11 protein-coding genes are annotated in these 14,727 nt (G+C 72.1%); 4 read left to right on the top strand and 7 right to left on the bottom strand.

All coding sequences use genetic code 11. The features are described 5' to 3' along the window. Positions 1 to 3: 3 nt before the first annotated feature. The 4 genes from OHA58_RS10170 to OHA58_RS10185 form a co-directional block, all read right to left on the bottom strand. A complete protein-coding gene (locus tag OHA58_RS10170; protein ID WP_405478403.1) occupies positions 4 to 294 on the bottom strand; it encodes a DUF6191 domain-containing protein in 291 nt (96 codons plus the stop codon). Between the two features lie 86 nt (positions 295 to 380). Beyond that, positions 381 to 3,440: an AAA family ATPase gene (locus tag OHA58_RS10175; RefSeq protein WP_405478405.1), complete on the bottom strand. Its 3,060-nt coding sequence runs from the start codon at positions 3,438 to 3,440 to the stop codon at positions 381 to 383. Positions 3,441 to 3,598: 158 nt separating this feature from the next. Next, the gene (locus OHA58_RS10180; protein WP_266559781.1) at positions 3,599 to 3,796 is read right to left on the bottom strand and encodes a hypothetical protein; all 198 of its coding nucleotides are present in this window, start codon (positions 3,794 to 3,796) and stop codon (positions 3,599 to 3,601) included. A 207-nt stretch (positions 3,797 to 4,003) separates the two neighbouring features. After that, positions 4,004 to 4,621 carry a hypothetical protein gene (locus tag OHA58_RS10185; RefSeq protein WP_405478408.1) on the bottom strand — a complete coding sequence of 206 codons (618 nt, stop codon included), beginning with the start codon at positions 4,619 to 4,621 and terminating at the stop codon, positions 4,004 to 4,006. A 140-nt stretch (positions 4,622 to 4,761) separates the two neighbouring features. On the opposite strand from OHA58_RS10185, the gene OHA58_RS10190 reads away from it, so the two are divergent. From OHA58_RS10190 to OHA58_RS10200, 3 genes are read left to right on the top strand one after another with little or no spacing between them, the layout of a single operon-like run. Further along, on the top strand, positions 4,762 to 7,191 hold the full coding sequence (locus tag OHA58_RS10190) for an FHA domain-containing protein (protein WP_405478410.1): 2,430 nt from the start codon (positions 4,762 to 4,764) through the stop codon (positions 7,189 to 7,191). A gap of 24 nt (positions 7,192 to 7,215) precedes the next feature. Continuing rightward, on the top strand, positions 7,216 to 8,001 hold the full coding sequence (locus OHA58_RS10195) for a hypothetical protein (RefSeq protein ID WP_405478412.1): 786 nt from the start codon (positions 7,216 to 7,218) through the stop codon (positions 7,999 to 8,001). Then, positions 8,001 to 9,002: a serine/threonine-protein kinase gene (locus tag OHA58_RS10200; protein ID WP_405478414.1), complete on the top strand. Its 1,002-nt coding sequence runs from the start codon at positions 8,001 to 8,003 to the stop codon at positions 9,000 to 9,002. Before OHA58_RS10195 ends, OHA58_RS10200 begins: the two co-directional genes overlap by 1 nt. A 44-nt stretch (positions 9,003 to 9,046) precedes the next feature. Here the strand turns inward: OHA58_RS10200 and OHA58_RS10205 are convergent, their stop codons facing one another. Beyond that, a complete protein-coding gene (locus OHA58_RS10205) occupies positions 9,047 to 10,342 on the bottom strand; it encodes a streptophobe family protein (protein ID WP_405478416.1) in 1,296 nt (431 codons plus the stop codon). A gap of 209 nt (positions 10,343 to 10,551) precedes the next feature. Between OHA58_RS10205 and OHA58_RS10210 the strand changes: the two genes are divergently transcribed. Further along, positions 10,552 to 11,784 (top strand): DUF6777 domain-containing protein, encoded by a 1,233-nt coding sequence (locus OHA58_RS10210; RefSeq protein ID WP_405478418.1) that lies wholly within the window; start codon positions 10,552 to 10,554, stop codon positions 11,782 to 11,784. Positions 11,785 to 11,838: 54 nt separating this feature from the next. Here the strand turns inward: OHA58_RS10210 and OHA58_RS10215 are convergent, their stop codons facing one another. Together OHA58_RS10215 and OHA58_RS10220 are read right to left on the bottom strand one after the other, a co-directional pair. After that, a complete protein-coding gene (locus tag OHA58_RS10215; protein WP_405478420.1) occupies positions 11,839 to 12,432 on the bottom strand; it encodes a GNAT family N-acetyltransferase in 594 nt (197 codons plus the stop codon). Next, positions 12,410 to 14,683 (bottom strand): MMPL family transporter, encoded by a 2,274-nt coding sequence (locus OHA58_RS10220; protein WP_405478422.1) that lies wholly within the window; start codon positions 14,681 to 14,683, stop codon positions 12,410 to 12,412. The genes OHA58_RS10215 and OHA58_RS10220 overlap by 23 nt, the downstream gene beginning before the upstream one ends. Positions 14,684 to 14,727 lie beyond the last annotated feature (44 nt).

Genomic DNA, 14,727 nt, shown 5'->3' on the forward strand with positions numbered 1-14,727 from the left:
GGCTCAGCTCTCGCCGTCGGAGGGGGCTGTGGGGGCGAGGTCGGGCGCGTCCGCCTCGGGGGCCGGCTCCCCCGAATCCGCTTCGTCCGTCGGGTCCATCGGAACCATCGGGTCCGTAAGGCCCGGTGGGGCCTGGGCGGGGACGCGGACCACCACCTTGCCGGAGGTGAGGTCTATGGGGCCGCGCCCCGGGTCGCCGTCGTTGAGGTCGACACGGGTCAGCTCCAGCCGTTTGCGCTCCTCGTTGGTGTGCTTGCGGCCGGGCGAGAACAGCTCCTCGAACATGTTGAACACGGCGCCTCCGGGTGGCCGAGACCTCAGTCCAGCGTACGACAGCGCGAAATTTCACCCTTCGTGACGATCCAGTGCGGGCCTGGGGCTCAGCCCGTCGGCGCGAACAGTCTCAGGCGGTGGGCCAGGGCGGCTGCCTCGCCGCGCCCGGCGACACCCAGCTTGGCGAGAATGTTGGAGACGTGGACGCTCGCCGTCTTGGGGGAGATGAAGAGCTCCTCGGCGATCTGGCGGTTGCTGCGTCCGGCGGCGACGAGGCGCAGGACGTCGCGTTCGCGGCTGGTCAGGCCGAGTTCCTCGGCGGGGTCGGCAGGGATCTGGGGGCGTGGCACGGCGGGGTTCAGGGTGAGACGGGCGCGCTGGGCGAGGAGGGCGACCGCCTCGGTGAGCGGGCGCGCTCCGAGGTGGTCGGCGACGGCTCCGGCGAGCCGCAGCAGTTCCGTGGCCCGCTCCCTCTCGTCCTCGAACGTGGCGGCTGCCGCGAGGAGGGATTCCGCCGCGCGGAAGCGGACTCGGGCGAGGTCGTGGGGGCGGTCGAGCGACTCGAAGGTGGTGAGGGGATGGGACCAGTCGTCAGGGGTGTCGCGGCCTTCGGCGCGCAGGAGTTCGGCGCGGACCCACTGTTCGTGGGCGAGCCACACGGGCATGGGTGTGGCCAGGTGCTTGGCGGCGGTGCGGATGCGGTCGACGGCTCCGGCGCGGCCGGGCTCCGCGGTCGGCAGGCCCCGCGCGTCGGCCTCGGCGACGGCGGCCGCGACGAGGAGGGGCCAGGCGTAGCGCTGGTTGCTGGGCGGGATGCCCTCGGCGACGACGCGGGCGAGTTCGGCGCGGGCGTCGAGGAGTCCCTGGGTGCCGCCGGCGGCGGCCGCGATGCCTACGGCGAGGGCGGACAGGGGCAGCGCGTACTGGGGCATGGTGTCGTGGGTGCCGTAGGTGGCGCGGGCGGCGGTGAGCTGGGCGGCCGCCTCGGCATGGTCGCCGCGGCCGAGGGCGACGGTCGCGCGGCGGAGGGCGGCCGTGCCGCGGGGCTTGGCGCTCAGGGCGGAGGACCGCAGCGCCGTGTCGACGACGGCGTCGGCCTCGGTCCAGCGGCCCAGGGAGGTGAGGGACTCGGCCATGTTGGTCAGGACCCAGCCCTCCGAGTCGAGGAGGCCGTACCGGCGGCACAGGTCCATGCCCGACTCGGAGACGGTCACGGACTCGAGGGAGCGGCCCGCGCTCTCCAGAGCGGAGGCGAGATTGATGTGGACGCGGCCGACCTGCGGGACGAGGCCGATCTCGACGACACGGTCGCGGACGGCGTACATCTCGGCCAAGCCCCGGTCGGCCTCGCCCGCGTCGACGAGGAGGCTGCCGAGGGTGAGTCTCGCGTTCAGTTCGATGTCCTCGGCCTTGACCATGCGGGCGTATTCGACGGCCCGTTCGGCGGCGGCCAGGGTCTCCTCGCCGGGGTTGTGGAGCATGCCCCAGGAGGCGATGTTGGTGAGGACCTCGGCGTGCACCTCGGACGGCGGCAGTCCGCGTACGAGTTCCTGGGCCGTGGCGATCTCGGCCCAGCCGTCGCCGCGGCCGAGGGACGGGACGAGGCGGGAGCGCTGGATCCAGAACCAGGCGGCGCGCAGGGGGTCCTTCTCGTCGTCGGCGTCGTCGATGAGGCGCAGAGCGCGCTTGGTGATCTTGAGGGAGCGTTCGCGTTCGCCGCACAGGCGGCCGGCGACGGCGGCCTCGGCCATCAGGTCGAGATAGCGCAGAGGGGTGGTGGCAGGGTCGCAGCCGCAGGGCGGGTAGACCTCGGTGTAGTCGACGGGGCGCAGTCCGGCGCGGATGTCCTCGGGGGTCTCGTCCCAGAGGTTCATCGCCCGTTCCAGGAGCCGCAGTTGCTCGGAGTAGGCGTGCCGCCGGCGGGCCTCGACGGATGCGTCGAGGACGGCGGGCAGGGCCTTGGCCGGGTCGTGGGCGTGGTACCAGTAGCTCGCGAGGCGCGTGACGCGTTCGTCGGCGCGGACGAGCGAGGGGTCGGCCTCGAGTGCCTCGGCGTAGCGGCGGCTGAGGCGGGAGCGTTCGCCGGGCAGGAGGTCGTCGCCGACGGCCTCGCGGACCAGGGAGTGGCGGAAGCGGTAGCCGTCCCCGTCGGGGGTGGCGAGCAGGATGTTGGCGCCGACGGCGGCGCGCAGGGCCTCGATCAGTTCGTCCTCGCCGAGCCGGGCGACGGCGGCGAGCAGTGCGTACTCGACGGTGGAGCCGCCCTCGGCGACGATCCTGGCCACGCGCTGGGCGTCGTCGGGAAGGCTCTCGACGCGCACGAGGAGCACGTCGCGCAGCGTCTCGGACAGGCCGGTGCAACTGCCCTCGCTGGAGGCGACGGCCAGTTCCTCGACGAAGAACGCGTTGCCGTCGGAGCGCTCGAAGATGTCGTCGACCTGGGCCTGTTCGGGCTCGGCGGCGAAGATCCCGGCGACCTGGCGGGCCACCTCGTCGCGGCTGAAGCGGTCGAGTTCGAGGCGGGTGACGGTGCGCAGGCGGTCGAGTTCGGCGAGGAGCGGGCGCAGGGGGTGGCGGCGGTGGACGTCGTCGGCGCGGTACGTGGCCACGATGACGAGGCGGCCGCTGCGCAGCGTACGGAAGAGATAGGAGAGGAGGTGGCGGGTGGAGGCGTCGGCCCAGTGGAGGTCCTCCAGGACGACGAGGACGGTGCGGTCCGCGGCGACGCGTTCCAGGAGACGGGCCGTCAGCTCGAAGAGCCGGGCCATGCTCTCCTCGTCGTGGCGTCCGTCGCGTCCGGTCGGCGCCGGGGAGAGTTCGGGCAGGAGCCGTGCGAGCTCGGTCTCCTGTCCGGCGGCCGCCGCGACGAACTCCTCGGGCAGCAGTCGGCGCAGGGCGCGCAGAGCGGTCGAGAAGGGGGCGAACGGAAGCCCGTCCGCACCGATCTCGACGCATCCGCCGAGCGCGACGACGGCGCCCTCGCGTCCCGCGGCGAGCGCGAACTCCTCGACGAGACGGGTCTTTCCGACCCCCGCCTCCCCGCCGAGCAGCATGGCCTGCGGCTCCCCCGTGGTGGCACGGGCGAGCGCCTTGTTGAGTACGCCCAGTTCGCCGGCGCGGCCGACGAACACCGGGCTGACGCACCTGGTCTCCACAGGGGCGAGCATCGCACAGGGGTCCGACGCAGCGGCACCCGTTATCTCCGAGGGCGGAGTCGGGCGCGGGGCAGTTGCGTCGATATGCCTGTCGGCTGCGTCGAAGTGGGAGCTGAAGTGGAAAGGGAGGACCACACCCGTGTGGCCCTCCCCCGGCTCTGCCCTCATCGTCAGGCCGCACGTGCGAAACGCGAGCGGCGTGAGCGCGGACTGTTCACCCGACCCTCCGCGTCCTGGCCGGCAGAGGCGGCGCGGCGCTCCGCGCGCCGGCTGCGCCGGGCTTCACGGGCCTCGCGGACCAGGCGGCTGTGCTCGGCCTGGCGGACCAGTTCGGCGGCGCGGACCTGGTGGATCTCGTACTCGTACATCTGGTGCTCCCTGGTGGCGAGTGGGTTTCGGCTTCGCTTTCTGCGATGCCTCAACACTCGTCTCCCAGGGGGGTCCGCCACATCGGGAGAGTGCCGCATGTTCCGGGTGCGGGGTGCCTTAGACGTACCTCAGAGGTCCTCAGACCGGTCTGAGGCAGCCCCGACCCGGTCTGAGGCACCCCCGGCGCACGTCTCAGGAAGCAGGAATCAGGAAGAGGTCGAGGGGAGCGCCATAAGGATGTCGGTGTACTTCGCCACGGCGAGAAGCAGACCGAGGACGCCGAGGGAGACACCCGCCCACGCGACCGACTTGATCCACACGGCCTGCGGCCTGCCCGGGGCGCCGAACGCGGGCCTGGCCAGGACGACCGCGCCGACGATCAGCGCGAGGAGTGCGAAGATACCGCCGACCAGGGCGGTGGCGTGCCACGAGTCGCCGTAGACCTCGGAGACCTGCTTGGCGACGCTCGCGCTCTGCGAGGTCTGGAGCTGGCCGATCAGGGACTCGCGGGCCGAGGCGACGGTCGCGACCCAGCTGCCGCTGAGCGCGACGACGCCGAGTGCCGCGGAGACGACGGCGCCGGCGCCCTGCCCCGCACCGGAGGAGTCCTCCCCGGGCGCGGCCGTCTCGAACGGCTCGTCGTCAAGGTCCGCGTCCGCGTCCGCGTCCGTGCCCTCGGGGGCGTCGGCAGCCTCGGCGGCGCCGGTGCCTTCGGCCTCCTTGGTGACCTCGATGACCTCAGGAGTCTCGGCAGCAGCCTCAGCGGCCTCGGCGGTGGTGGACTCGGGGGTCTCGGTCGTCTCGTCATCTGTCTTCGTAACCATGCCCCGCACCGTACGGACGGAGTCTGAGAGCTCTCTTAACGAGCTGAGTCCGGGCTGAGACCGGCCTGTGCCGGGCCTGTGTGCGGCCGGGGCACTCGCCCGATCAGGCGCATACCAGTACCCGTCGATAGAATTCGGACATGGCAGAGCGGCCCGTCGCGCCGACTGCGCCCGAGCTTGTGCTCGAAACCGATGCCGGACCCACGGTGATGAGCCCGAGCAGGGACTACCACGTCGGTCGCGACCCCCTGAGTGACATCGTCATCGACGACGTCCGCGTCTCGTGGCACCACGCTGTGCTCCGGCCCGTCGCCGACCACTGGTCTCTGGAGGACGAGGACAGTACGAACGGCACGTACACCGGGGGCCGGCGCATCCACGAGTCCGGGGTGGGACCGGGGACGGTCATCAGGTTCGGTCACCCCGCGGACGGGCCGCGCGCCGTACTGGTCGGCCATGAGACACCGCCACCCAAGCCCGTGACGGATCACCTGGCGGATCAAGTACCGGACCGCATTCCTGATCACGTACTTGATCAGGTGTCAGCGACACCCCGCGCCCCCGAACGGCCCTCCTCCGTCTCCATGCCCGGCGCGACCGGCACGTTCCGGCAGCCGACGACCGTGCGGCCGCTGCCCGCCCGCACCGTGCACATCGGCCGCAGCGCCGACAACGACCTCGTGGTCGACGATCTGATCGTCTCCCGCCGCCACGCGGAGCTGCGGGCGCAGCCCGACGGCACGTACGAGATCGTCGACCTCGGCTCGCACAACGGCACCTACCTCAACGGCACACCGGTCTCCCGCGCCCGGGTCTCGCCCGGGGACATCGTGGGCATCGGCCACTCCGCGTTCTGCCTGGTCGGCGACACGCTGCAGGAGTTCGTCGACACCGGCGACATCTCGCTCGACGTCCAGGGCCTGGCGGTCACCGTGGACCGGGGCCGCAAGACGCTCCTCGATCACGTCTCGTTCCCGGTCGGCGAGAAGTGCCTGCTCGCCGTCGTGGGCCCGAGCGGCGCGGGCAAGTCCACGCTGCTCAACGCCCTGACCGGGCTGCGCCCCGCCGATCAGGGCACGGTCCTGTACGACGGCCGCGACCTGTACCGCGACTACGCCGAACTGCGCCAGCGCATCGGGCTCGTGCCGCAGGACGACATCCTGCACTCCCAGCTGACCGTGCACCGGGCCCTCGGCTACGCGGCCGAACTCCGCTTCCCGCAGGACACCGAGAAGTCGGAACGGCGCGACCGCGTCGATGAGGTCGTCCGCGAGCTGGGCCTCGAACAGCGGGCAACGCAGCCGATCCACAGCCTCTCCGGCGGCCAGCGCAAGCGCGTCAGCGTCGCCCTCGAACTGCTCACGAAGCCGTCACTGCTCTTCCTCGACGAGCCGACGTCCGGGCTCGACCCGGGCATGGACCGCTCGGTGATGCACATGCTGCGTGGCCTCGCCGACGACGGGCGGACCGTCATCGTCGTCACGCACAGCGTCCTCAGCCTGGAGGTGTGCGACCGGCTGCTGGTCCTCGCCCCCGGAGGGAAGATCGCGTTCTACGGCCCGCCGGGGGACGCGCTCGGGTTCTTCGGCTTCGAGGAGTGGCCGGAGGCGTTCGAGGCCTTCGAGAACGACCGCGACCGCGGCTGGGCGGAGGACTACAACACGTCCCTGTTCCACCGTCAGTACATCGTGAACTCCACGGCACAGCCCCGGCTGCCGACCGCCCCCTCGGCGGAGGTGGCGCCGCCGCCGAGGACCCGGAGCTGGGGAGCGCAGCTGCGGACGCTCGTACGCCGGTACGCGGCCGCGCTGAGCGCCGACCGGACCTTCCTCGCCATCATGATCGCGCTGCCGTTCGTCATGGGTGCGATGGTGCGTGCGCTGGCCGGCAGCCGTCTCACCCAGGAGTCGGCGATGAACGCGCTGCTCCTCCTGTGTGTGGGCGGTGTGCTCACGGGCGCCGCCAACGCCGTGCGCGAGCTGGTGAAGGAACGGGTGATCTACCAGCGGGAACGTGCCGTCGGGCTGTCCAGATCCGCGTATCTGATGTCCAAGGTCGTCGTCCTCGGCACGATCACGGTGCTTCAGGCCATCGTGCTGACGCTCGTCGGGCTCGTCGGTGTCGACCTCAACGCGCCAGGTGGCAAGGGAGTGTTGATGCCTCCGCTGGCGGAGATCACGCTGACCGTGGCCCTCCTGTCGTTCACGGCGATGATGCTCGGTCTGCTCGTGTCCGCACTGGTGCGCAAGGAGGAGGTCACCATGCCGCTCCTGGTACTCCTCGCGATCATCCAGGTCGTGTTCTGCGGTGCGCTGCTCAAACTGCACGGGGTGCCCGGAATCGAGCAGTTGTCGTGGCTGGTCCCGTCGCGGTGGGCGCTGAGCGCGATGGCGGGCACGGTCGGTCTGTCCCGGATCGTGCCGGGGAAGCTGACGAGCGACCCCCTGTTCGAACACTCCGCCGGGGTGTGGCTGCTCAACATGGGGATGCTGGTCGTGCTCTCGGTCGTCTTCGGTTTCGCCGTCGCGCGCCTGCTGCGCCGGCACGAGCCCGCCATCATGCGGAAGTAGCGGAAAGACAGCGGAGAGGCGCCCATGGCGACACCGGAGTTCCGCCCCACCCACGTCGTGCCCCCGGACGGGATGCCTGCCTGGGAGGAGCCGGACGTGTCCCGGCCCACGCAGCCGCTCGACCCGCTGCTCCCCGTCGAACTGGTCGACCGGCGCGCGGACTGGGGCCGGATCGTGTGCGCCAACGGCTGGTCGGCGTGGGTCGACGGTCGCCTGCTCGTCGCCGTGCCGCGCGACCCGCCGGAGGCCGGAAAGCCCATGGCCCGCACGGCGGATCCGCGTCCGCTGATGGCGCGCGTCGAGGAGGCCGCGGGCCAGTACCGGCGGGCCGCGCAGGAACTGGCCGAGGAGCGCATCGACGGGGAGACGTTCCAGCGCCGCACGCAGGGGCTGCGGGTGGGAATGGTCGTCGACGGAGAGGCGGTGTGGCTGTACGACGCCGAGCACGAGCGGTGGGTGTACTGCGACGGCACGCAGCTGAGTACGTACGCGGCGGGGGCGGGACCGGGACGGCCGAGCGGGGCGACACCGGCGCCCGCGCCCGCGGCCGAGCCCGCACCCGCACCTGCACCTGCACCTGCACCTGCCGGGGCCCCGGCCGCGGCCCCGGAACCCACGCGCGTCGTGGACCCGGAAGAGGTCGCCGACTCGGGCCCGGACGAGAACGCCGATGGGGCACCCCCCGCCCCCGAGCCGACACGCATCGTGGACCCGAAAGAGATGAACGGCTACGACCCCGCGGAGCGCGGCGCCCAGGAGCCCTCGGCCCCCGCTCCCGTACGGGACGGCCCCCGGCCAGGTGACCGGTGATGACGGATGATCCGCAGTTGCCCGTCGGCCGGCCGTCCGATCTGCTCGGGCGGCAGATCGCCGGGTACCGCGTGGAGAGCGAGATCGGCCGGGGCGGCATGGCGGTCGTCTACCGGGCCAAGGACCTGCGCCTAGACCGCACCGTCGCGCTCAAGCTGCTCGCCCCCGAACTCGTCCGTAACGACACCTTCCGTAAACGGTTCACGCACGAGTCGCGCGTCGCCGCCGCGATCGACCATCCGCACATCGTGCCGGTCTTCGAGGCCGGCGAGACCGAGGGCATCCTCTACATCGCCATGCGCTTCGTCGCGGGCCAGGACCTGCGCGCGCTCATCGACCGCCAGGGTCCGCTGCCCGTGGGGACGGCGGTACGGATCGCCGCGCAGGTCGCGTCCGCGCTCGACGCCGCCCACGACCACGACCTGGTGCACCGGGACGTGAAGCCCGGCAACATCCTGGTCGCCGCGGGAACGGACAGCGACCACCCCGAGCACGTCTACCTCACCGACTTCGGTCTGACGAAGAAGTCGCTGTCGCTGACGGGGTTCACGTCCGTGGGCCAGTTCGTCGGCACGCTCGACTATGTGGCGCCCGAGCAGATCTCCGGCCGCCCGGTCGACGGCCGGTGCGACGTCTACAGCCTCGCCTGCGTCGTCCAGGAGACCCTGACCGGTCTGCCGCTGTTCCAGCGCGACGACGACATGGCGCTGCTGTGGGCCCACCAGTTCGACCCGCCGCCGCCCGTGACCGGGCTGCGCCCGGATCTCCCGGCGGCGATGAACGACGTACTCGCCAAGGCGCTGGCGAAGAGCCCCGACGACCGCTACGACTCGTGCCTCCAGTTCGTGGCGGCCCTGCGCGCGGCGGCCCGTGGCGGCGCCCGGGACAACCATCCCCCCACGCAGGTGAACGGCCGGATCGGTACGTGGTCCCCCACGGCCGAACCCCCGCCCGCACCCCCGCGATGGGCGCTGCCGGTCTTCACGGGCCTCGTGCGCTAGCCCCTCCCCTCCCCTCCCCTCCCTTCAGCTCAGCTCCGATCCGGTCAACTCCGGTCCGGTTTCGCCGTATCCACCTCTCCGCGCCGGTGGCGCCGGGACGCGAGCAGCCCCCCGAGGAACCCGGTGACCAGGCCCCACAGGACCGCGAGACCGAGGGCGCTCCACACTTTCGGGCGGAGCGACACCTCGCCGCCGAGCCCGCCGCCGATGTCGCCGATGCCGAGGAGCGACAGGCCGTAGTGCGCGGAGACGCGGGCGAGGAGGCAGATGGCGAGCACGGTCAGGACGAGGGCCACCGCCATGTGGAGGGCGTGCTGCCAGGCCCGCATCCGGGCGGGTGACCGCAGCGCCATGCCGAACGCGGCCGCCAGCGTCAGGATCGCGGCCACCGCGACCGACCACCAGATACGGCCGTCCTGCTCGGCGAGCGTGCTGACGTCGACGGTGGAAATGTCGGGCGTGCGGAGTACGGCGTCGAGGATGTGCGGCATGGGCAGGCCGAACGGACCGTCGACCTTGCCTTCCCAGGACGCGCCGAGGCCGATGGTGTAGCCGAACCAGACGAGGTTGGGCAGGCCGAGGAGGATCACGGCGAACGTCTCGGACGCGTGGCCGCGCGTCGCGGCGACGACGAGACCGATGACGACGCCCAGGGCCACGTACACGAGCAGCAGCGCCACCATCGCGTACGCGGCCGGGCGCACCGACTCCTGGAAGCGGATGAGGCGGGCGGGGAGCGGGGCGGCGCGCGAAACGAGGACGGCGAGGATCATGACGCCCGCGAGCCACAGCAGGCCGAAGAGCAGCGTGAGGGCCAGGTTCGTCCGGAATCCGACCTTGGGTCCGCCGTCCAGGACGTCCTCGATGATGCCGCCGGTCGGGTCCGTGACGGGGATGTGGAAGTCCTGCCTGGCCAGGAGCGAGAGGACGATGAGCGCGACCACCCACGGCACGGCCACCCGCCCGGCCCAGCCGAGGAGTTCGCCGCCGCTCGCGATGGCCCGGTGGCGCAGGGGCCGCAGGAAGCCCGCGGCGATCACCAGTGCTCCGGCGAGGGTCACGGAGAGGGGCAGGACCGAGATGTTGGCGTGTGTCTGGGCGAGCTCTCCGGCGTTTCCGTCCAGTTCGACGGAGCCGCCGGCCGCCATCACCACGACGGCGGCGACCACTCGGGGGAAGGCTCTCCCGGGAAGCCCGGCCGCGCCCGCGGCCCACAGGCCGAGAACCGCCGTGACCACCATGGCCACGAGCCCGGCGAGCACGGCCACGAGGGCCGCCGCCCAGCCGTGTTTCGCGCTGCGCCTGGTGCCGGTCCGGCCGTCGGATGCCTGTTCACTCACGGGGGCCACGCTAGGCAGGCGCCGGGCGGTCCGCCCCTCGGGAGGGCCGGCCGCGTCGCGTCACGGGCCGTACGAGTTCGGCTTGCGGGCCGTACGAGCACGGAGCACACAATGTGGAGGTAACGGGATATAGAGGCCTGGGCCGCCGGATCGCGAGGCGGGCCCTCCCCCGTCCCGCCCCATGCCTCCTACGGTGAGAAGAAGCGCCCGTGAGTGACCGACCGACGGAGCCCGGCCGCCCCACCGGCCCCCCATCCGGCCCACTCTCGGGCCCGACCCAGCCCGCGTCCGTACCCCCGCCGCCCCCTGGGCACCCCTCAGAACCACCGCCCGGCGAAGGCTCCGGCTCGGGCGCCGGTTCAGGCTCCGGCAGTACGGGCGGCGGTCCCGGCGACACGCCACCCCCGGGCGGCACCCCGCCCCCGGACGGCCCTCACCCCGATCGCCCCTGGTGGCGGTTCACGCCCAAGAAGCTCGTGGCGCTCGGCGTCCTGATCGTCGCCGCAGTGGTCCTCACCGTCGTCCTCACCAGCTCCGGCGGCGGCGGTGGAGGCGGCGGAACCGCGGCCGGCGACGAGCTCTTCCTCCAGAGCGCCGACTCGTCCGGCCCCGACCCGTACACCGGGTCGAGCACCCGGAAGGGCGCCACCGCGACGACGCCGAGCACGCTGCCGAGCGCCCCAGGGACCGGCCCGTCGCAGAACGCGAACATCGTCCGGGGCGTCGAGGGCTCCGCCCCCGGTCTGTACGGCGGCACCCGCAACGTCTCCAGCTGCGACGTGGAGAAGCAGATCCGCACGCTGGGCGCGGAGCCGGACAAGAACAAGGCGTTCGCCTCGGTCCTCGGTCTCGATCCGTCCGGCGTCCCCGCCTATCTGCGGTCGCTGACGCCGGTCCAGCTCCGCCTCGACACCCGGGTCACGAACCACGGCTTCCGCGACGGCGCGGCGACGACCTTCCAGTCCGTGCTCCAGTCCGGCACGGCCGTGCTCGTGAACGACCGCGGGGAGCCGCGCGTGCGGTGCTCGTGCGGGAACCCGCTGCTCGCGCCGGTGCCTCTGCAGGGGTCGGTGAAGCGTCAGGGCAAGGCCTGGTCGGGGTACAAGTCGTCGAACGTGGTGGTCGTGTCGCCGGCGCCGCAGCCGGTGAACAGGTTCGTGATGTACGACCCGGAGACCGAGGGCTGGTTCACCCGAACCGCGGGGACCACGGGCGGCAGCGACCGGAAGACCACGCCGCGCACCCCGCCCGGGGTCTCCCCCTCGAACGCCTCGACAGCCTCGTCGTCCGAGACATCCCAGTCGTCCCAGTCATCCGCGTCGTCCCAGTCATCCGCGTCGTCGCAGCCGCCGTCGTCCGAGGCACCCGGAGCGTCGTCGGCCCCGCCGTCGAGCGCAGAGTCCCCCGCCCCCGAGTCACCCGCCTCACAACCGGCGAGCTAGGGTCTTTCGTTTGGATCAGGCCCCGCGAGCCCGGCATGATCCAAACGAAAGACCCTAGCCCCGCACTACGAGGTCACTGGCAACCGGAACGGCCCGGCGGATCAGCGCGCGCCACTCCGGCGCGAGCACCGACCACACCTCAAGATCCTGCTTGACGCCCTTGTGCGTGCTTGCCGCGCGCAGAACGCCCTCCCGCTTCATGCCGAGCCGCCGCGCCACGTTCAGGCTGGGCCCGTTCTCGGAGGAGGCGACCCACTCCACGCGGTGGATGCCGCGTTCGAGGACCGCCCAGTCGATGAGGACGCGCGCGCCGCGCGTGACGAGGCCGCGTCCGGCGGCGGCGGGCTCGAGCCAGCAGCCGATCTCGCAGGTGCCGCCCTCCGCGTCGAAGACCCGGAAGAGCAGTCCGCCGACGAGCGTCCCGTCCAGCCAGATCCCGTGCAGGCTTCCGCTGTCGGCGGCACGCTTGTCGGCGTAGGACCTGAGCAGGCCACGGGCCGAGGCGACGTCCTTGATGTTCGAGCCGAACGAGATGTGCTGCCCGATGAACTCGCGGCCACGCTCCAGATGGGCGAGGAACTGCTCGGCGTGCCACGTCTCCAGGGGCCGCAGTTCCGCGCCGTCGTCACCCAGGGAAATCGTGTACATCGCGCTTCCGCTCCTCGCCTTCGGCCTTCACCAGTGTGTCCAGCAGCGCGCCGTCCGCGGCCGGGTGCTGTCCAGGAATACTCGCATGCGGCTCGCGGCACTCGGGCGGCTCGATGCTGATGCGGGGCAGCCGGCGGTCGAGCCACTTGGGCAGCCACCAGTTGGCGCCGCCGAGCATGTGCATGAGGGCGGGCACCAGGAGCGTGCGCAGGACGAACGCGTCGAGGGCGACGGCGGCGGCCAGGGCGATGCCGAACATCGCGATGACGCGGTCGCCGCTGAGGACGAAGGCCAGGAAGACCGAAATCATGATCACGGCCGCGGAGTTGATGACGCGGCTGGTCTCGGCGAGCCCTACGCGGACGGCCCGCCGGTTGTCGTGGGTCTCCAGCCACTCCTCGTACATGCGGCTGACCAGGAACACCTGGTAGTCCATCGAGAGCCCGAACAGGACCGACACCATGATCACGGGGAGGAAGGGCTCGATGGGGCCCGCTCTGCCGAGGCCGAGCATCTCGCTGCCCCAGCCCCACTGGAAGATCGCGACGACGACGCCGAAGGCGGAGGCGACGGCCGCGACGTTCATCGCGGCGGCCTTGAGGGGGATGCCGATCGAGCGGAAGGCGAGGAGGAGCAGGACGCAGCCGAGTCCGATGACGACGCCCACGAAGAGCGGCAGTTTGCCGATGATGACGTCGGCGAAGTCGTCGTAGCTGGCGGTGACGCCGCCGAGCTGCACATCGAGGGAGGTGCCCTTCTCGGCCGCGGGGATCACGTCGGTGCGCAGCCGGTCGACGAGCTCGCTGGTCTTCTGGGACTGGGGCGCGGACTTCGGCACGACGGTCAGGAAGGCGGCGGTGCCGCTGTCGTTGTACGTCGCCGGGGTCACGGAGGAGACGCCCTCGGCCGAGCCGATCATGGACTCCAGACGGCTCACGGCCACCTGGTCGCCGGCGCCGTCTATGGGCGTGACGAGGGTCAGCGGCCCGTTCACGCCGGGCCCGAATCCGTCGGCCAGGAGGTCGTACGCCTGCCTGGTCGTGGACGACGACGCGTTGTTGCCCTGGTCGGACGTGCCCAGGTGCAGGAAGAGCGTGGGCACCGAGAGCACCGCGATCACGCCGATGGCGAGGCCGCCGAGGAGCCGGGGGTGGCGCTCCACGAAGGCGGCCCAGCGGGCGGCGAGCCCGGTCGGCAGCTCGGGCTCGGGCCCGTGTGCGGCGAGTCTGCGCCGCTGGCGCCTGCTGAGCGCGCGCATGCCGATGAACGACAGGAGCGCGGGCAGCAGCGTGACGGACGCGGCGACGGTGAGGAGCACGGTCAGAGAGGCGGCGATCGCGACACCGTTGAGGAAGCTGAGGCGCAGGATCAGCATGCCGAGGAGCGCGATGCAGACGGTGGCGCCGGCGAAGACGACGGCGCGTCCGGTGGTGGCGACGGCGCGCTCCGCCGCCTCGTTCACGGGCAGGCCCTGCTTCAGGCCGCGCCGGTGCCGGGTCACGATGAACAGCGCGTAGTCGATGCCGACACCGAGGCCGACGAGCATGCCGAGCATCGGGGCGAAGTCGGCGACAGTCATCACATGGCCGAGGAGCACGATGCCGGAAGCGGCGGTGCCCACGCTGACCAGTGCCGTGGCGATCGGCAGGGCGCTGGCCGCGAGGGAGCCGAAGGCGAGCAGGAGGACGACGGCGGCGACCACGACGCCGACGATCTCGGCGACATGCCCCTGGGCGGACTCGGTGAGGGCGACGGCGCTGCCGCCGAGTTCGACCCGCAGTCCGTCGGGGGCGTTCTTCTCGGCGGCCTTGGCCGTGTCGACGAGGCGCTGGGCGTCCGCCTTGGCGATGTCGCCGGACTGCTGGTCGAAGGTGACCGTGGCGTAGGCGGTGCGTCCGTCGGCGCTTATCTGACTCGTGCTCTGCTGCTCGTACGGTCCGGTGACGGCGGCGATGCCGGGCAGGTGCTCGATCCTGTCGAGCGTGCGGGTCATGCGCTCTTTCACGTCGGCGGCGCGGACCATGCTGCCGTCCGTGTGCCAGACGACGGTGTCACTGTCGCCGCCGAGGCTGGGGAATCCGTCGTTCAGGAGCTGGGTGGCGCGACCCGACTCGGTGCCCGGTGCCTCGTAGTCGTTCGAGTAGGAGGAGCCCGCGACGACCGCTGCCGCGCTCGTGCCGCCGAGGGCGAGGAGCCACAGCAGGACGACTACGAGGCGGTGCCGTGCACACCATCGTGCGAGAGCTGCCACGGACGTGCTCCCAGGGTTTGTGGATCTTCACCGGGAAGGGCCCG

Origin of the sequence: Streptomyces sp. NBC_00009 (genome assembly GCF_045040855.1) — a bacterium.
Taxonomy (GTDB): domain Bacteria; phylum Actinomycetota; class Actinomycetes; order Streptomycetales; family Streptomycetaceae; genus Streptomyces; species Streptomyces aureus.